The sequence below is a fragment of the Stenotrophomonas sp. YJH_SMC_46 genome (genome assembly GCF_059370315.1).
The window spans coordinates 259,130-277,215 of the sequence record NZ_JCAFTO010000006.1 but is presented as its reverse complement, the minus strand read 5'-3'; the positions used below and the strand labels follow the sequence as shown (position 1 = coordinate 277,215).

The window sequence follows — 18,086 nt, the reverse complement described above, 5'->3', positions numbered from 1 at the left end:
TCCGGGCGGGGTGGCCCATGGTAGAGGATTGGTGGCGATGATTCCGGGTACAGCATGGACGAGCGCTACGCCCTCGTTCTGCGGTATGCCCACCGCCCCCGGCCCACTATTCGCCATAGCTGGCGTTGTTCTTGCCCTGGCGCTTGGCGTGGTAGAGCGCACGGTCGGCCAGTGCCAGCCAGTCCTCGACGCTGCCACCGCGCGGCGTTGCCGCGATGCCGATGCTGACGCTGAACTCGATACCCGGTGTTGCCTGCCGTGCTGCTTCCAGCAGGTGCAGGCGGACCCGCTCGGCCACCTGCATCGCATCGATGGGCGCACAGTCGTGCAGCAGCACCACGAACTCGTCGCCTCCCAGCCGCGCAGGGGTATCACCGGGCCGGGCGAAGGCGCGCAAGGTGGACGCGATATGGCGCAGCACTTCGTCCCCGGCACGATGACCATGCGAGTCATTGATGCGCTTGAAGTCATCCACATCAAGCATCAGCAGGCAGGCGAAACCACCCTGACCCTGCGCCTTGTCCAGTGCCTGCTGCGCGCGGACGATCAGGAAGCCGCGGTTGGCCAGCTCCACCAGCGGGTCCATCCGGCTCAGCCGCTTCAACTGGCGGTTCTGCGATTTCACCCGACGGGCCAGCTGCCAGCTGAGAATGCTCAGCCCGATGCCATACACGAACAGGAACGGGATGCTCAGCATGATCGTGCGTTGCGAGGTCACCGGCTGGAATGGGAAGCCGAGCGCCCACCAGGTGAGTGCGAAGCCCAGCAGCAGCGCCAACGTGGCGCGCGTCGCCAGGCGCACGCCACCGGCTGCGATCTTGTCGGCCACCAGCAGCGCGGCAAACAGCGCGCTGGGCACGGCACTGAGCGCCATGAATGCGATCCAGCCGCCGCCGAACAGGGAATCGGCCACCATGCAGCGGAACTGGACGCGCGCCGGCTGGCGGGAGCGCCGGGTCAGCAGCAGCGCCAGCGCGGGCCACGCCAGCGCGTTGAGCAGCAGCAGGACCCACGCCCATCCGCCATTCTGCCGTTCGAGGATGATCGACGCGATGGGGATCGCCCCCAGTCCATTGCCGACAAAACGCATCCAGCCGATGCGACGTGCCGCGCCAATGCCTTCGACCGCGCCTTCCGCCGAATCGGTGAAGAATGGCATTGCCCCCTCCTGCGCGATCGCACCTACTGCTACGGCCCTTGCCGGGCTGGCTGCCGGTGAGTCTGACAGGTTCGCGTCAATTCGGGATCAAGGCGGCGCCCCGTGGCGCGGTGTTCACCCGCCCCTGGGGGCCGCCGTGGAACCGCGCAGCATGAAGCTGAACTCCAGCGTCTGCTGCAGCGGCACATCAACCTGTTCGATGATGGCGAGCAGCAGGTTGACCGCGCGCTCGCCAATCTGCCGCATCGGCTGCCTGATCGTCGTCAGCGGCGGCGTGAGGTAGCGCGAGGAGGCCAGGTCGTCAAAGCCGACGATGGACAGGTCCTCCGGCACGCGGATGCCCAGCTCCCGGCAGGCAGCGAGAGTGCCCAGCGCCATCTGGTCGCTGAAACAGAAGACCGCAGTCGGCACCGGCGCGACGGCCAACATCGACATCGCAGCTGCATGGCCGGACTCCACCGAAAAGTCACCCGGCATGATGTTCAGCTGGCGCAGGCGCCCACGCGCCTTGCTCGCCGCCCGGACCCCTTCCATCCGTTGCTGGTGCAGCGGATTGTCGGGTGGTCCTCCCACCACCGCGATCCGTTCGTGTCCCAGTCCATACAGGTGTTCCATCACCGTGCGCGCGGCGGCGGCATTGTCAATGTGGACGCTGGGAATCCCCAGTGCGGGATCGAATTCACAGCCGTTGACCACCGGTGCGGCGGAACCGCGTTGCTCAACGATGTCACGCGCCGTAGGTGGCAGGCGATGCCCCAGCACGATCATGCCGTCGGCCTCGTTGCGCCGGAGCATCTGCGCGTAGCGCTCCTCGCGGTCCGGTTGATGCTGGGTATCCCCCAGCAGGACCGCGTAGCCGACCGCCTGCGCTGCGTCCTCCGCGCCCTGCAGGATCTGGGCGAAGAACGGATTGGCAATGTCCGGGACGGTGACCAGGATCTTGCCGCTGCGGTGGGTCTTGAGCGTGCGCGCCACCGTGTTGGGCACATAGCCCAGCGCGGCGGCCGCCTGCTCGATGCGCGCACGGGTGGCCGGCAGGACCTTGTCCGGCCGGGACAGTGCCCGCGACACCGTGCCGGCGGAGACGCCGACGTGCTTTGCGATGTCGTAGATGGTGGCCATGGCGTTAGTTCTCCCGTCCGCTGTGCAGTGCACAACAGGTCCTGCGTGCGCCCCTGCTAGGATAATGCAATCGATTGCATCGAGGGCGAATCACGTTGAAGACGCTCAAGGGTCCAGCGCTGTTCCTGGCGCAGTTCATCGGCGACACAGCTCCTTTTGATCGGCTGGACACGCTGGCCGGATGGGCCGCGGGTCTGGGCTATTCTGGCGTACAAGTTCCCACCTCCGCGCCCCGCCTGTTCGATCTGTCCGAGGCGGCACGCAGCCAGGCGTACTGCGACGATATTGCCGGCATGCTGGCCGGTTACGGCCTTCAGATCACCGAATTGTCTACCCATCTGCAGGGGCAACTGGTCGCGGTCCATCCTGCCTACGACAGCCTGTTCGACGGATTCGCACCGGCGAACGTGCGCGGCAACCCGCCGGCGCGCCAGGCGTGGGCGGTGGAGCAGCTGCGGCTGGCGGCTCAGGCCAGCCAGCGCCTGGGGCTGGCCGCGCATGCCACCTTCTCCGGCGCACTGGCCTGGCCCTATTTCTATCCGTGGCCGCAGCGCCCGCCGGGCCTGGTGGAAGAAGCCTTCGCCGAACTCGGCCGCCGCTGGCGACCGATCCTGGATGTCTTCGACACCTGTGGCGTGGACCTGTGCTTCGAGCTCCACCCGGGCGAGGACCTGCACGATGGCGCAACCTTCGAGCGCTTCCTTGACGTGGTCGATCACCACCCGCGCGCGAAGATCCTGTACGACCCCAGCCACCTGCTGCTGCAGCAGATGGACTACCTCGGTTTCATCGATCGCTACCACGCGCGCATCGGCGTCTTCCACGTGAAGGACGCGGAGTACCGGCCCAGCGCGCGCAGCGGCGTGTATGGCGGCTACCAGGACTGGATCGATCGCCCGGGCCGGTTCCGTTCACTCGGTGATGGCCAGATCGACTTCAAGGCGATCTTCTCCAGATTCGCGCAGTACGACTTCCCGGGCTGGGCGGTACTGGAATGGGAGTGCTGCCTGAAGCACCCGGAAGACGGTGCACGCGAGGGCGCCGCCTTCATCCGCGATCACATCATCCATGTAACCGAACGCGCCTTCGACGATTTTGCCGGGAGCGGCACGGATCTGGAATCACTTCACCGCATGCTGGGAATCTGAACCATTTCCGCCCCGGGAGGGCAAGCCATGACGCACGCGATGTCGCGCCTGGGCGCGATGATGTTTCTGCAGTTCTTCATCTGGGGGGCGTGGTTCGTCACCCTGGGGACGTACCTTGTGCAGGGCCCCTTGCAGGCCAGCGCGAGCCAGGTGGCAACCGCGTTCCTCAGCCAGTCCATCGGCGCCATCGTGGCACCCTTCCTGGTCGGCCTGATCGCGGACCGCTATTTCGCGGCGCAGCGCATCCTGGCAGTACTGCACCTGGCCGGCGCGGTGCTGATGTGGCTGGCTTCCACCGCCACCAGTTTCAGCGTGTTTTCCGCGTGCGTCATGGGCTACATGCTGCTGTTCATGCCGACGCTGGCCCTGGCCAACAGCGTGGCGATGCGGCACATGCAATCGCCGGAGAAGCAGTTCCCGCTGGTACGCGTGGCCGGCAGCGTCGGCTGGATCGTCGCAGGCGTGCTGATCGGCTGGCTGGGCTGGGAACAGGCGCATCGGCTTGAACTGACGTTCCGGATGGCGGCGGCGGCATCGCTGGTGCTGGGCCTGTATGCGTTCACCCTGCCGCACACGCCACCACTGGCGCAGCAGCGCGAGGCCGGGCTGGGACAGATCCTGGGGCTGGATTCGTTGCGGCTGCTGAAATCGCGTGCCTACCTGGTGTTCTTCCTGGCTTCCATCGCCATCTGCATTCCGCTGTCGTTCTACTACAACTTCACCAATCCGTATCTCAACGACCTGGGCGTGCAGGGCGCCGCCGGCCTGCAGTCGCTGGGCCAGGTGTCCGAAGTGCTGCTGATGCTGGCCATGCCCTTCCTGTTCATGCGGCTGGGGGTGAAGACCATGCTGGCGGTCGGCATGGCCGCCTGGGTGGTGCGCTACGCCCTGTTCGCCTTCGGCGATGCCGGTGGCGGTTTCCCGCTACTGGTGATCGGCATCGTGCTGCACGGCATCTGCTATGACTTCTTCTTCGTCACCGGCCAGATCTACACCGACGCCCATGCCGGCCCCGCCGCGCGCAGCAGCGCACAGGGCTTCATCACCCTGGCCACCTACGGCGTGGGCATGCTGATCGGCACCTTCCTGTCCGGTGCCGTTGTGGAGCACTTCACCACCGCAGCAGGCCCGGACTGGCAACAGATCTGGTTGTTCCCGGCCGGTGTTGCACTGGTGGTGCTGATCGCCTTCCTGCTGTTGTTCCGCGACCGCCCGGCAGCTGCTGCAGCGCCGTACACACCCTGAGGAGACCGGCCGATGCCCCACCTTGGAATCGCCATCGTTGGTACCGGCATGATCGGCGCGGTGCATCGCCGCGCGGCACTGCTGGCGGGCGCCGCGGTACGCGGCGTACTGGCCTCGTCGCCACAGCGCGCGAGCGAGGTGGCACACGCGTGGAATGTCCCGCGCGCCTATCGCGATATCAATGACGTCGTCGCTGACCCCCAGGTGCAGGTCGTGCACATCTGCACGCCCAACCACCTGCACCGCGCGATGGCGCAGGCCGCGCTGGAAGCCGGCAAGCACGTGATCTGCGAGAAACCGTTGGCGACGACGCTGGACGATGCACGGGCGCTCGCGGCGCTGGCTGCCTCGACCGGATTGGTTGCCACCGTCCCCTTCGTCTACCGCTACCACCCGGTGGTCCGCGAGGCGCGTGCACGCATCGCGCAGGGTGAACTTGGGCCGTTGCACCTGATCCATGGCAGCTACCTGCAGGACTGGCTGCTGGACCCGGCCAGCAACAACTGGCGGGTTGACCCGGCGCTGGGCGGCGCGTCGCGCGTGTTCGCCGACATCGGCTCGCACTGGTGTGACCTGGTGGAATGGGTCAGTGGCGAACGCTTCACCGAAGCGAGCGCGGCGTTCGCCACGGTCATCGCCGAGCGCAGCGCCACCACTGGCCAGAGCTTCAGCACGCCGGCGACAGGCGGCGCAAGGCAGGCGGTCGAGAGCGAGGACGTGGCCGCAGCGATGTTCAGGACCGGCGCCGGCACGCTGGCGTCATTGACGGTCAGCCAGGTCTCGGCCGGACGCCACAACCGGCTCTGGTTCGAGATCGATGGCGCCAATGCGAGCGTGGCGTTCAACCAGGAGGATGCCGAGCGGCTGTGGATCGGCCGGCCCGAGCAGCGCGAGGAAATCTTCGTGCGCGGCCCGGGTGCCGGCAGTGCCGAACAGCGCCGGTTGTCGCCGCTGCCAGCGGGGCATGCCCAGGGCTACGGCCACTGCTTCGAAGCGTTCGTCGCCGACACCTATCGTGCCGTTGACGGCGAGCGCTTCGAAGGCCTGCCCACCTTCGAAGACGGCCTGCGCTCGGCGCGGATCGTCGATCGCGTCATTGCATCGGCCAGGTCACGCGCCTGGACCGCCATCGGTTGAATCCCGGGAGGAACTGTTGATGAAAGCTCTTTTCCGTAGAAGTGCAGGTCTCATCCTGCTGCTCGCTGCCCTGCCCGCCTTCGCAGACGAAGCGGCCACCACGCAGAAGCCGATCGCGGTGCAGATGTACACCCTGCGCAATGCAGGCTCGCTCGACCAGCAGCTGAAAATCGTCCACGACGCGGGCGTGCGCGCGGTGGAGACCGTCGGAACGCAGAACGTCAGCGCTCCGGAACTGAAGCGACTGCTGGACCGGTACTCGATCAGGGCGGTTTCGTCGCACGTGCAGCTGGCCGAGCTGCGCGACAACCTCGATGGCGTGGTGGCCTTCAACCGCTCGATCGGCAACACCACACTTGTGGTGCCCTACCTGGACCAGAAGGACCGTCCGCGCGATGCCGCCGGCTGGACCGCATTGGGCCAGGAGCTGGGCCGGATCGCCAGACAGGTGCGCGTCAAGGGCATGCAGCTGGCCTATCACAACCACGATTTCGAGCTGGCCGACTTCGACGGTCAGACCGGGCTGGAGCTGCTGTTCGCAGCGGCCGGACCCGATCTGAAGACCGAACTGGACCTGGCCTGGGTCGCGCGAGCGGGACTGGACCCGGCGGTGATGCTTGGCAAGTTCCGCGGTCACGTTTTTGCGGTACACGCCAAGGACAATGCACCCAAGGGCCAGGCCGAAGACGAAGGTGGTTTCGCTGCGGTCGGCCAGGGCGTGCTGGACTGGAACGCGATCCTGCCGGCCGCCGCCACCACTGGCGTGCAGTGGTACATCGTCGAACACGACCAGCCACGCGATCCGGCCAAGGTCATCCAGGCCGGCGCGGACTACCTGCGTGAACACCTGCCCAACGTGCCCGCCCGTGCACGGCACTGACGCATGAAGGAGTTCCCCATGAAAATGATCCTGGCAGTGGCCGTAGCCCTGGGCGGCGTGAGCCATGCAGCCGCAGCCTGGGCCAAGGACGATCCCGCCGCTGGCGCGAAACTCTACGCCCAGCACTGCACTGCCTGCCACGGTGCGGAACGCGCCGGCGTACCGCCGACCTTCCCGGCGCTTACCGACGTCGGCAAGCGGCTTCAGCCCGCCCAGGTCAAGGACAGAATCAGGAAGGGCGGCGGGTTGATGCCGCCCTTTGCCCAGCTGTCGCAGCAGGAGATCGACGACCTCGCCAGTTACCTGGTGAAGTAGTCGTGCAGCTACAGTTCGCGCACCCAGATGTTGCGGTAACTGACCTTCGAGTCATGCTCCTGCAGGTAGAGCGGCGCACATCCGTGCGGTGAGTAGGAGGGAGGACCGAGGTACTCGGTCCTGCCCGCCACAGCCGTATCGTCCTGCACCAGAACACCGTTGTGCAGCACCGTGATGCGCGCCGGCGAGAGCAGCCCACCGCCCGGAGAGAAGCGCGGTCCCTTCCAGATGATGTCGTAGGCCTGCCACTGCCCCGGTGCGCGCGAGGCGTTCACCAACGGCATCGCCTGCTTGTAGATCGACCCCGCCTGGCCGTTGGCATACGTCGGGTTGTTGTAGCTGTCGAGCACCTGCAACTCATACAGTTCCTGCAGGAAGATGCCGCTGTTGCCCCGGTTCTGGCCGTCGAAGCCTTTCGTCTCGGTGGGGGTACGCCATTCGACATGCAGCTGGATATCGCAGAAGCGTTGCCTGGTGCGGATGCCCTTGCTGCCCGGAACGACGGTCATGGCGCCATCGGCAACCTTCCAGGGTACACGCCCTCCCTGCTCCGCCTCCCAGGCCGAGACATCCTTGCCATCGAACAGCACGATGGCGTCCGACGGTGCCTTGCCCGGTGGCGTGGCCACCACCGCAGGCACCGGCGTCCACACCTCGGTCTTCTTCGGGTCACGCGCAGCATCGGCACCGTCCTGTGCGAATGCCGTCGCAGCGGCAAGCAGGCCGGCGGTGCCCAGCAGAGCGCGGATCATCCAGGTGTCGTCCATCAGCTGGTCCCCCATGCAGGCGTACCGGGAACGTAGGCAAGGTCGCCGTCGTAACGTCCCGGCACGGCGACGTATTGCAGCACCCCGGTCGCACCGACCTTGGAGGTGAAGAAGCCGAAGATGGCCAGTTGCTTGATCATCGTGAAGTAATGCGGCATCGCCTCGCCTTCTTCTGGCGTACCGGTCTCGGTCACATCGGCATTGCGCGCCTTGGCTTCGGCATCCAGGGTACGCAGCAACGCGGTGCGTGCCTCCGGCGTGAGCGACAGGAAGCGGCCACCGGCACGCTTGTCGATGTCGGCCAGGCCGGCACGGAACACCGCCTGCTGGCGAGCGGTGTAGCAGTCGCTGACGAACGTCGCCATAAAGGCACCGGCGCCCGCGTCCTTCGCCCCGGGTGTCCGGGTCCGCGGCAGGATGGTCTCGGCGATCTCGTCCAGCGTGCCGATATCGGCATCGGTGAACGCGGGCATCGCCCCCGCGGCCGGCGCCTGCCCTTGCACCAGCGCCGGCAGGCCAACCATGGCCGCACCGGTGGCGGCGACGATCATCTTCAGCAGTTCGCGGCGATCCATCAGAAGTTCCCCGCTTTCAGTTCGCGCACCGCATGGTCGGCCGCACGGGCCGTCAACGCCATGTACGTCAGCGAGGGATTCACGCAGGCGCTGGAAGTCATGCAGGCACCGTCGGTCACATAGACATTGGGCGCATCCCAGACCTGGTTGTGTGCATTCAACACCGAGCTCTTCCGATCACGTCCCATGCGCGCGGTCCCCATCTCATGGATGCCCTTGCCCGGGGCATAGTCGTTGTCGTGCATCTTCACGTCCTTGACCCCGGCCGCCTCCAGCATCTCGGCGGCATCGGCGGCCATGTCCTTGCGCATCGCCAGTTCGTTGGCACGCATGGACACATCCATCGCCAGCACCGGCAGCCCCCACTTGTCCTTGCGGTTGCGGTCCAGGCGGATCGCATTGTCGTGGTGCGGCAGCATTTCACCGAACCCGGTCATGCCGATGCGCCAGTCGCCCGGCACGGTCAGCGCCTCCTTCAGGTCGGCACCGATGTTCAGCTCGGCGATCTCGCGCGACCAGCCGGTGCGGCTGGCACCGCCCTGGTAACCGAACCCGCGCAGGTAGCCGCGCTTGTCGGACGCGACATTGCGGAAACGCGGAATGTAGAAGCCGCAGGGCCGGCGGCCGAAGTAGTACTTGTCTTCGTAGCCCTCGACCCGGCCCGAGGCGCCCGCACCGAAATGATGGTCCATCACGTTGTGCCCCAGCTCACCCGACGAAGAACCCAGTCCCCCGTCCCAGACGTCGGTCGCCGAATTCATCAGCAGCCAGGTGGAGTTGAACGACGACGCGTTGAGGAAGATGACCTTGGCGGTGTACTGGTAGGTCTGCCCGGTTTCGGCGTCGATCACCTCCACGCCACGCGCACGCTTGCGGTCCTTGTCGTAGAGCACTTCCTTGACGATCGAGAACGGCCGCAGCGTCAGGTTGCCGGTCTTCATCGCCGCCGGCAGCGTCGCCGACTGGGTCGAGAAATAGGCACCGAAGGGACAGCCCAGGATGCACTTGTTGCGGTACTGGCAGTTGACGCGGCCCTGCTCGGGCATCGGCTGGGTGATGTTGGCAGTGCGCGAGTGGATCATGTGCCGTGTTCCGCCGAAGGCCTTCTTGATCCGCGCGGCCACATCCTTCTCGACGATGTTCAAGGGAATCGGCGGCAGGAATTCGCCGTCCGGCAACACGTCCAGTCCTTCGCGCGTGCCGGCAATGCCGGCGAACCTCTCTACATGGTCGTACCACGGCGCGATGTCGGCATAGCGGATTGGCCAATCGGTGGCGATGCCGTCCTTGAGGTTCGCCTCGAAATCCAGGTCGGAGAAGCGGTAGCTCTGACGGCCCCACAACAGCGAACGGCCACCCACGTGATAGCCGCGGAACCAGTCGAAACGCTTGGTCTCGATGTAGGGCGAGTCCTGCTCGTTGGCCCACATCCCTTCCAGGTTCTCAGCCAGCCCGTAGTCGCGCATCAGCACCGGGAACGCGGCCTTCATTGCCTGCGTTGGCCGGTTGCGGTGCGGGAAATCCCACGCCTCCTTCATCGCGTTGACGTAGTCCTTGACGTGCTCGATGTTGCGCCCGCGTTCCAGCATCAGGACCTTCAGGCCCTTCTCGGTCAGCTCCTTCGCTGCCCAGCCGCCACTGATTCCCGAGCCAACAACAATGGCGTCGTAGTGATTATCTGCCATGGGTCTCTCACCTGGGTGGATATCGTTTCAGACGTCGCAGAGGCGGATCGCCTCGCGCAATGAGGCAACGGGATCGGGCGCGGCAGGCGTGAACTCCTGCGCCAGATACCCCTTGAAACCGGTGTCGCGGATCGCGCGGCAGATCGCTGCATAGTTCAGCTCCTGCTGGCCTCCGATCTCATGCCGGCCAGGCACGCCTGCGGTGTGGTAGTGCTTGAAGCAGGCGTGATGCTTGCCGATGGTGGCGATGATGTCGCCCTCCATGATCTGCATGTGGTAGATGTCGTACAGCAGGCCGAAGTTGTCCGAGCCGAGCCGCTGGCACAGCTCCACGCCCCAGGCCGAGTGGTCGCACAGGTAATCGCGGTGATCGACCTTGGAGTTGAGCAGCTCCATCACCAGCACCACACCGCGCTTCTCGGCATGCCCGAGGATGCGCTTGAGGCCAGCCTCGGCATTGGCCATGCCGTCATGCGGGTCCATACCGTTGCGGTTGCCGGAGAAGCAGATGAGATTCCGGTAACCGGCATCGGCCACCAGATCGATGTGCCGCGTGTAGCGCTCTACCAGCTGGTCGTGGAACTCACGGCCGGCAAAGCCCTTGGTAAGGCCCAGCTCCGCGCCGTTGCACATCGAGCTGTAGACGCCATGGGCCTTCAGCGTGGGCCAGTCTTCGGGGCCGACCAGGTCGATCGCGGCAAAGCCGATGTCCTTCACCGTCGCGCAGAGCTGGGCAACTGACAGCTGCGGGAAGGTCCAGCGGGCCACGGCCTGCTTCAGGTTGCCCTTCAGCGGTGCAGTGGTGGCGAATGCAGGCAACGCTCCCGCAGTACCCAGAGCTACGCCTCCAGCAACCGCCATGCGCAGCGCATCGCGCCGCGTGAGCCCCCTCGAAGGAGCCGGTCTGATCGAATGGATGGACATCCACCTTCCGGCCTCCCAACCGGTATCAAACGCAACGATTCACAGCAATGCAATCGATTGCACCATAGGGGAGGAAATTGGATGCTTGCAAGTTGCGGTGCACGAAAATTCAATGCTGCGGGGCACAACTCCGTAGCAATCGCGGACAAAGAAAAGCCCCGCATGAGCGGGGCTTTCTTTTCTGCTGCAGGCGAGCGTCCGATCAGAACGGAATATCGTCGTCAGCGAAGTCGTCCATCGGCGGCGCCTGCTGCGGCTGCGGGCGCTGGTTGCCGCCCTGGTTGCCGCCCTGGTTGCCATAGCCACCGCCCTGGCCGCCGCGCTGGCCACCGCCGCCGCCGTACTCCTGGCGCGGCGCCTGCTGGCGCTGCGGACGATCGCCGCCGTAGTTGCCGCCACCGCCACCGCCGCCGCCTTCACCGCGGCCGCCCAGCATCTGCATTTCATCGGCGATGATGTCCGTGGAGTACTTCTCCACGCCGTCCTGGCCGGTGTACTTGTCGTAGCGCAGGCTGCCTTCGACGTAGACCGAGCTGCCCTTGCGCAGGTACTCGCCGGCGATCTCGCCGAGCTTGCCGAAGAACACCACGCGGTGCCATTCGGTGCGCTCCTGCTGGTTGCCATCCTTGTCCTTGCGGACGCTGGTGGTGGCCAGGCTGATGCGGGTGATCGCCATGCCGCTCTGGGTGTACTTCACGTCCGGGTCGTTGCCGAGATTGCCGACCAGGATGACTTTGTTGATGCCGCGCGCCATAGATGGATTCTTCCGTTGTCCGGGGCTGGACCAGTGATAGCACACCCGACGGGGTGCCGATACGCTGGACCTCCCGCGGTTGCGAATGGGGGGATATCGGAACGAGGCATCTTACCATTCCCTTCGCCCCCGGCCCGTCGGGAATCCGGCCGATCCGGGTCGGAACCGACCTCAACGAAGCAGGGGGCGATCCAGCAGCAAGCCGGTGACCCGTGTGACCTCCCCCACCGCCACCACCCTGGGCCCTTCATGGCAGTGGAAGCGCACGCCGGGCCGGATACGCTCCCGGTGCAGCCCCACCCTGAGCACCTCATTGACCACGGTCAGGCCGGCCAACAGGGGCTCGCCCACCGGCAGCGGCAGCTCGGTCGCCCAGCTGTCGCCCTCGGCGTGACGGAAGTCGGGCCAGATCATGAACAGCTCTGGCGCCCCGGCGTCATCGGCGTAGGCGAAGTCCCAGCGGATACCGTTCCGGGCCGGGCTGCGACGCCCACCCTCCTCTGGCGCAAGGATGCGGATCCGCGCCTCGAAATCGTCGGGGACACCCGGGTACAGGCGAAAGGTCACCGCTTGGCTCCATCAGGCTATGGTGTTGACCGTCGCACGACCGCGACCGTGGCCACAAGCAGTGACGGCCAGGACGGCCGGCAGCCACCCCATGGCATCATGCCCGGGCACCCTTCCCCCTGCCCCCTCCCGCGTTCCCATGACCATCAAAGGCAAAGCCACCTCCCTGGACATCGCCCATCTGGCCGGGGTCTCCCAGCCAACCGTGTCGCGGGCCCTGCGCGGCAGCCCGATGGTCAACGCCGAGACCCGCGAGCGCATCCTGCGCATCGCCCGCGAGCTGAACTACAAGGTCGACAAGAACGCCTCCAGCCTGCGCCTGCGCAACGCCGGCACGCTGGCCCTGCTGTTCTTCGAAGACCCGACCAACGACGATTCGCTGATCAATCCGTTCTTCCATTCGATGCTGGGCTCGATCACCCGCGCCTGCGCGCTGCACGGGCAGGACCTGCTGGTCTCGTTCCAGCAGCTGTCCACCGACTGGCAGGCCGATTACGAGGACAGCAACAAGGCCGACGGCATCATCCTGCTCGGCTACGGCGACTACCACGAATCGCGCGACCGCCTGCAGCGGCTGGTCGAACAGGGCACGCACTTCGTGCGCTGGGGCGCCGCCCTGCCCGGCCAGCCGGGCGTGTCGATCGGCAGCGACAACTTCCAGGGCGGGCATGACATCACCACCCACCTGCTGCAGCAGGGCTGCCGCCGCATCGCCTTCCTCGGCCATGCCTCCAGCCATTACCCCGAATTCCAGGAACGCTACCGCGGCCACGTCGCGGCCCTGCAGGACCACGGCCTGGCCGCCGAACCGGCGCTGCAGCACGATGCGATCACCACCGAGGCTTCCGGCCAGGAGGCCTGCCAGGCGCTGCTGGCGCGTGGCGAGCCGATCGATGCGATCTGCGCCGCCAGCGACCTGATCGCCATCGGTGCGATGCGCGCCCTGCGCGAGGCCGGGCTACGGGTGCCGCAGGACGTGGCGGTGACCGGCTTCGACGACATCCCGCTGGCGGCCTCGGTGTCCCCGGCGCTGACCACGGTCCAGCAGGACACCAAGCAGGCCGGCCAGCTGCTGGTGGAGCGCCTGCTGGCGTTGATCGGCCGACAGCCGGTGCAGAGCCAGAGCATCCCGGTGAAGCTGGTGGTGCGGGAATCGTCGCTGCGCCGGTAAGCGCCACCAGGCCTTACGCCACGCCTCAACGTGCGACGGCGGAATTCTTCCCCCATGACCAACGGCGGATGCGCACGGAGGCTGATGCGCGGATAACGCGCAGACATCGCCCATGGAAAGGTGTACGTCGCATGCTGAAGATCGATTCGCTGTCCAAGACGTACGCCAACGGCGTGCATGCCCTCAACAACGTCAACCTGGACATCCCGCGGGGCATGTTCGGCCTACTCGGCCCCAACGGCGCCGGCAAGTCCTCGCTGATGCGCACGCTGTCCACCCTGCAGGAAGCCGACAGCGGCACGGCGACGCTCAGCATTCCAGGCGAGGCGCCGATCGACGTGCTGCGCGACAAGGATGCGGTGCGCCGCCGGCTGGGTTACCTGCCGCAGGATTTCGGCGTGTACCCGAAAGTCAGCGCGCTGGACCTGCTGGAGCATTTCGCGGTGCTCAAGGGCCTGACCCAGCGCGCGCAGCGCCGCGAGGTGGTCGATGGGCTGCTGCAGCAGGTGAACCTGTGGGACGCGCGCAAGCGCAAGCTGGGCACCTACTCCGGCGGCATGCGCCAGCGCTTCGGCATTGCCCAGGCGCTGCTGGGTGACCCGCGGTTGGTGATCGTCGATGAACCCACCGCCGGCCTCGACCCGGAAGAGCGCAACCGCTTCCTCAACCTGTTGGCGGCGATCGGCGAGAACGTGGCGGTGATCCTCTCCACCCACATCGTCGAGGACGTGACCGATCTGTGCCCGACGATGGCGATCATGAACAAGGGCCAGGTGCTGCTGACCGGGCGCCCGGCCGATGCCATCGACGCCCTGCAGCAGCAGGTCTGGCGCAAGCAGGTTGATCCTTCGGAACTGGCCGACCACGAGGCACGCTACGTGGTGCTGTCCACCCGCCTGGTCGGTGGCCGCCCGGTGATCCACGTGCACAGCGCCAACGACCCTGGCGACGGCTTCGCGGCCGTGGCTCCCGACCTCGAGGACGTGTACTTCCAGCGCCTGCGCCTTCAGGCCCGTAGCCGCGTCGCAGCCTGAGCGGAGCACGCCATGATCCTCAACTTCTTCCGCTTCGAGCTGCGCGAGCAGCTGCGCTCCCCGCTGCTGTGGCTGCTGGCCGGGCTGTTCGCCCTGCTTGCCTTCGCCGCCGCGTCCAGCGACGCGGTGCAGATCGGCGGTGGCGCCGGCAACGTGCACAGCAACGCGCCCACCGTGATCGCACAGATGCTGGGCATCTTCACCCTGCTCGGCATGCTGGTCACCGCGCTGTTCGTCAGCAACGCGCTGTTGCGTGACTTCGAACTCGGTACCGCTGAACTGATCTTCGCCAGCCCGGTGAAACGCCGCGACTATCTGGCCGGGCGCATCGCCGCCGCCCTGGCGGCAGGCCTGCTGGTCTACGTGCTGATCGCGTTCGGCCTATGGCTGGCACCATTCATGCCGTGGGTCGATCCCGAACGCATGGGCCCGATCAGCTGGCAGGGCTATGCGTGGACGTTCGCAGTCATCGTCATTCCCAACCTGTTGTTCACCACCGCGCTGCTGTCGCTGCTGGCAGCGCTGACCCGCTCGATCCTCTGGGTCTACATCGGCCTGGTGGCCTACCTGGTCTTGTACGGCGCCAGCGCGGCCCTGCTGCGCGACATCGACAATACGTGGATCGCGGTGCTGAGCGAACCGCTGGGCATGCGCGCACTCGGCCGTACCATCCGCTACTGGTCCACCGCCGAACGCAACAGCGGGGTCCCCGAGCTGGCCGGCTACCTGCTGGCCAATCGCGCCCTGTGGTTGGGCGTGGCTGCCGCGCTGTTCGCCGCCACCTTCGCGCTGTTCCGCACCGAACGCAGCGGCAGTGGCCGTCGGCGCTGGGGCCGCAGGCACGCGCAAACGGTTGCCGAAGCCGCCATGGCCCGCCCCACCCGCGCAACACTGCCGCGCGTGGTACCGGCGTTCACTGCCACCACCGCGTGGCAGCAGTTCCTGCGCCAGGTCCGCTTCGATACACGCGGCGTCCTGCGCAGCGTGCCGTTCATCGTGCTGCTGGTACTGGGCCTGGCCAACTTCCTGCCCAGCGCGATGTTCCGGCAGACCCTGTACGGCACCTCGATCTGGCCGGTCACGTCGCAGATGATCATGGGGCTGCAGGGCGCCTTCAGCTGGCTGCTGGTGATCATCGTGTTGTTCTTCGCCGGTGAGCTGGTCTGGAAGGAACGCAGCGCGCGCATCAATGAAGTGACCGATGCCATGCCGGTGCCGAACTGGGTGCCGCTGCTGGCCAAGTTCACCGCACTTCTGGCCGTGATCGTCTGTTTCCAGGCCTCCGGCGCGCTGGCGGCGATGGGCGTGCAGCTGGCCAAGGGCTACACGCATCTGGAGCCGCTGCTGTACCTGCGCAGCCTGGCGCTGGATTCGGTGGTCTACATCCTCATGGGGGGCCTGGCGCTGGTGCTGCAGGTGCTCACCAACAACAAGTTCGTCGGTTACGCATTGCTGATCGTGGTGATGATCGGTCAGGGTGTGCTGGGCATGCTCGACTACACGCAGAACCTGTACAACTTCGGCAGCTGGCCCAACGCACCCTATTCGGACATGAACGGCTACGGCCACTTCCTGACCGGGCAGCTGGCATTCCAGGGCTACTGGGCCCTGTTCCTGCTGACCTTGATGTGCCTGGCGTCGGCCTTCTGGGTACGGGGTGTCAGCCAGGGCCTGCGCCAGCGCCTGGCCCTGGCCGGCCGCCGCTTGCGTGGTCCGACCGGCGCCTTCGCCGCGGTGGCCGCGCTGGCGTTCGTCGGCGTGGGGAGCTGGCTGTACTGGAGCACCAACATCCGCAACGAGTTCCTTTCTCCGGACCAGCAGCTGGATCTGCAGGCCCGCTACGAGCGCGAGCTGTCGAAATACCGCAACCTGCCGCAACCACGCATTGTCGCCGTGGACAACCGCGTGGACCTGTTCCCGGAATCGCAGTCGATGGTGATCGATGCGAACTGGACGATCCGCAATCTCCACGCGCAGCCGATCCCGGAACTGCATGTCTCGATGGGCGATGACAAACAGCTGGTAGCCGCCGATCTTGGCGGACAGACGATGGCCTTCCATGCCAAGGACCTGGGGTATCGCATCTATCGGCTGGACAAGCCTCTGCAACCGGGCGAAAGCCGCCGTGTCCATTTCCGGGTGGTGCAGAAGCCCAATGGCATCACCGCCGGCCAGGCGCCGAGCAACATCGTGGACAACGGCACGTTCTTCAACAGCCGCGTGTTGCCGTCGTTCGGCTACAACGAGGGCGCGGAGATCACCGACCGCAACGAGCGGCGCAAGCGCGACCTGGGTGAGCCGCGGCGCATGCCCAAGCTGGAAGACGAAGCCGCGCGTGCCAACACGTACATAGCCAACGATGCCGACTGGCTCGACTTCCGCACCACGATCTGCACGGCACCAGACCAGGTGGCGCTGGCCCCGGGCTATCTGCAGCATGAGAGCACGGTCAATGGCCGGCGCTGCTTCAGCTATGCCATGGATCGACCGATGCTGAACTTTTACGCCTATCTGTCGGCGCGCTGGGAGGTGCGCAAGGCAAAGTACAAGGACATACCGATCGAGGTCTACTTCGACCCGGCGCACGGCTACAACGTGGAGCGGATGATCGAAGCGGTGCACAAATCGCTGGCCTACTACGAGGCGAACTTCACCCCGTACCAGCATCGCCAGGTGCGCATCATCGAGTTCCCGGGTTATGCCCGCTTCGCGCAGTCGTTCGCCAACACCATCCCCTACTCCGAAGCCATCGGTTTCATCGCTGACCTGCGTGACCCGGACAAGGTGGACTACGTGTTCTACGTGACCGCGCACGAAATCGCACACCAGTGGTGGGCGCACCAGGTGATCGGTGCCAACGTGCAGGGCGCCACGGTGCTGTCCGAATCGTTGTCGCAGTATTCGGCACTGATGGTGATGGAGCAGGAGTACGGCCGCCAGCACATGCGCCAGTTCCTCAAGCGCGAACTGGACGGTTACCTGTCCGGCCGCGGCGGCGAGGCCATCGAGGAACAGCCGCTGGAGCGCGTGGAAAACCAGCAGTACATCCACTACCAGAAGGGTTCGCTGGTGTTCTACCGGCTGCGTGAAGAGATCGGCGAAGTGGCCCTGAACCGCGCGTTGAAGCGCTTCCTGCAGGACAAGGGCTACCAGCAGCCGCCGTACACCACCTCACGCGAACTGCTGAGCTACATCCGTGCCGAGACCCCGGCCGACCGCCAGCAGCTGGTCACTGACCTGTTCGAGAAGATCAGCTTCTACGACAACCGCGTGATGGCCGCCAGCGCCCGCAAGCGCGATGACGGTCGTTACGACGTGACCCTGGACCTGCATGCCAGCAAGCAGTATGCCGATGGCAAGGGCAAGGAGACCGCCGGCAAGATGGATGACTGGGTGGAGATCGGCGTGTTCGCCAATGGGCCGTCGGGCAAGGAGCGCGACCAGAAGGTGCTGTACCTGCAGCGCCACCACATCACCAGCGCCGCGCCGAAGATCACGGTGACGGTGGATGAAAAGCCCGACGAAGCAGGCTTCGATCCCTACAACAAGCTGATCGACCGGGTGAGCGATGACAATCGGCGCAAGGTAACGATGTGAGGTATG

16 protein-coding genes are annotated in these 18,086 nt (G+C 66.1%); 8 read left to right on the top strand and 8 right to left on the bottom strand.

Annotation, left to right across the window (positions count from 1 at the left end):
• Positions 1-106: 106 nt before the first annotated feature.
• Positions 107-1,159 carry a sensor domain-containing diguanylate cyclase gene (locus AC5P8C_RS18870; protein ID WP_019659361.1) on the bottom strand — a complete coding sequence of 351 codons (1,053 nt, stop codon included), beginning with the start codon at positions 1,157-1,159 and terminating at the stop codon, positions 107-109.
• 114 nt (positions 1,160-1,273) lie between these two features.
• Positions 1,274-2,281 carry a LacI family DNA-binding transcriptional regulator gene (locus AC5P8C_RS18865; RefSeq protein WP_233654157.1) on the bottom strand — a complete coding sequence of 336 codons (1,008 nt, stop codon included), beginning with the start codon at positions 2,279-2,281 and terminating at the stop codon, positions 1,274-1,276.
• Between the two features lie 95 nt (positions 2,282-2,376).
• Here AC5P8C_RS18865 and AC5P8C_RS18860 point away from each other — a divergent pair, with 95 nt between their 5' ends.
• The 5 genes from AC5P8C_RS18860 to AC5P8C_RS18840 are packed head-to-tail and all read left to right on the top strand — an operon-like array spanning position 2,377 to position 7,006.
• The gene (locus tag AC5P8C_RS18860; RefSeq protein WP_308304954.1) at positions 2,377-3,429 is read left to right on the top strand and encodes a sugar phosphate isomerase/epimerase family protein; all 1,053 of its coding nucleotides are present in this window, start codon (positions 2,377-2,379) and stop codon (positions 3,427-3,429) included.
• A 27-nt stretch (positions 3,430-3,456) separates the two neighbouring features.
• Positions 3,457-4,674, top strand: coding sequence for a nucleoside permease (locus AC5P8C_RS18855; RefSeq protein WP_233653126.1), 1,218 nt, complete (start codon positions 3,457-3,459; stop codon positions 4,672-4,674).
• A 12-nt stretch (positions 4,675-4,686) separates the two neighbouring features.
• The gene (locus tag AC5P8C_RS18850) at positions 4,687-5,811 is read left to right on the top strand and encodes a Gfo/Idh/MocA family protein (RefSeq protein WP_155029107.1); all 1,125 of its coding nucleotides are present in this window, start codon (positions 4,687-4,689) and stop codon (positions 5,809-5,811) included.
• Positions 5,812-5,830: 19 nt separating this feature from the next.
• The gene (locus AC5P8C_RS18845) at positions 5,831-6,691 is read left to right on the top strand and encodes a sugar phosphate isomerase/epimerase family protein (RefSeq protein WP_233653127.1); all 861 of its coding nucleotides are present in this window, start codon (positions 5,831-5,833) and stop codon (positions 6,689-6,691) included.
• An 18-nt stretch (positions 6,692-6,709) separates the two neighbouring features.
• Entirely contained in the window at positions 6,710-7,006 is a 297-nt protein-coding gene (locus AC5P8C_RS18840) for a c-type cytochrome (protein WP_233653128.1), read from the top strand.
• Positions 7,007-7,014: 8 nt separating this feature from the next.
• Here AC5P8C_RS18840 and AC5P8C_RS18835 read toward each other — a convergent pair whose 3' ends face one another.
• The 6 genes from AC5P8C_RS18835 to AC5P8C_RS18810 form a co-directional block, all read right to left on the bottom strand.
• Entirely contained in the window at positions 7,015-7,788 is a 774-nt protein-coding gene (locus AC5P8C_RS18835; RefSeq protein ID WP_233653129.1) for a 3-keto-disaccharide hydrolase, read from the bottom strand.
• Positions 7,773-8,348: a gluconate 2-dehydrogenase subunit 3 family protein gene (locus AC5P8C_RS18830; RefSeq protein ID WP_019659369.1), complete on the bottom strand. Its 576-nt coding sequence runs from the start codon at positions 8,346-8,348 to the stop codon at positions 7,773-7,775. Before AC5P8C_RS18830 ends, AC5P8C_RS18835 begins: the two co-directional genes overlap by 16 nt.
• Positions 8,348-10,033, bottom strand: coding sequence for a GMC oxidoreductase (locus AC5P8C_RS18825; RefSeq protein ID WP_019659370.1), 1,686 nt, complete (start codon positions 10,031-10,033; stop codon positions 8,348-8,350). Before AC5P8C_RS18825 ends, AC5P8C_RS18830 begins: the two co-directional genes overlap by 1 nt.
• Positions 10,034-10,060: 27 nt before the next feature.
• Entirely contained in the window at positions 10,061-10,957 is an 897-nt protein-coding gene (locus tag AC5P8C_RS18820) for a hydroxypyruvate isomerase family protein (RefSeq protein WP_019659371.1), read from the bottom strand.
• A gap of 202 nt (positions 10,958-11,159) precedes the next feature.
• Entirely contained in the window at positions 11,160-11,711 is a 552-nt protein-coding gene (locus tag AC5P8C_RS18815; protein WP_495219234.1) for a single-stranded DNA-binding protein, read from the bottom strand.
• Between the two features lie 171 nt (positions 11,712-11,882).
• Positions 11,883-12,278 (bottom strand): hypothetical protein, encoded by a 396-nt coding sequence (locus tag AC5P8C_RS18810; protein ID WP_019659373.1) that lies wholly within the window; start codon positions 12,276-12,278, stop codon positions 11,883-11,885.
• Between the two features lie 139 nt (positions 12,279-12,417).
• Between AC5P8C_RS18810 and AC5P8C_RS18805 the strand changes: the two genes are divergently transcribed.
• From AC5P8C_RS18805 to AC5P8C_RS18795, 3 genes are all read left to right on the top strand, one after another.
• The gene (locus AC5P8C_RS18805) at positions 12,418-13,449 is read left to right on the top strand and encodes a LacI family DNA-binding transcriptional regulator (protein ID WP_019659374.1); all 1,032 of its coding nucleotides are present in this window, start codon (positions 12,418-12,420) and stop codon (positions 13,447-13,449) included.
• Between the two features lie 131 nt (positions 13,450-13,580).
• A complete protein-coding gene (locus tag AC5P8C_RS18800) occupies positions 13,581-14,483 on the top strand; it encodes an ABC transporter ATP-binding protein (protein ID WP_019659375.1) in 903 nt (300 codons plus the stop codon).
• A 12-nt stretch (positions 14,484-14,495) separates the two neighbouring features.
• Positions 14,496-18,080 carry an ABC transporter permease/M1 family aminopeptidase gene (locus AC5P8C_RS18795; protein ID WP_495219233.1) on the top strand — a complete coding sequence of 1,195 codons (3,585 nt, stop codon included), beginning with the start codon at positions 14,496-14,498 and terminating at the stop codon, positions 18,078-18,080.
• Positions 18,081-18,086 lie beyond the last annotated feature (6 nt).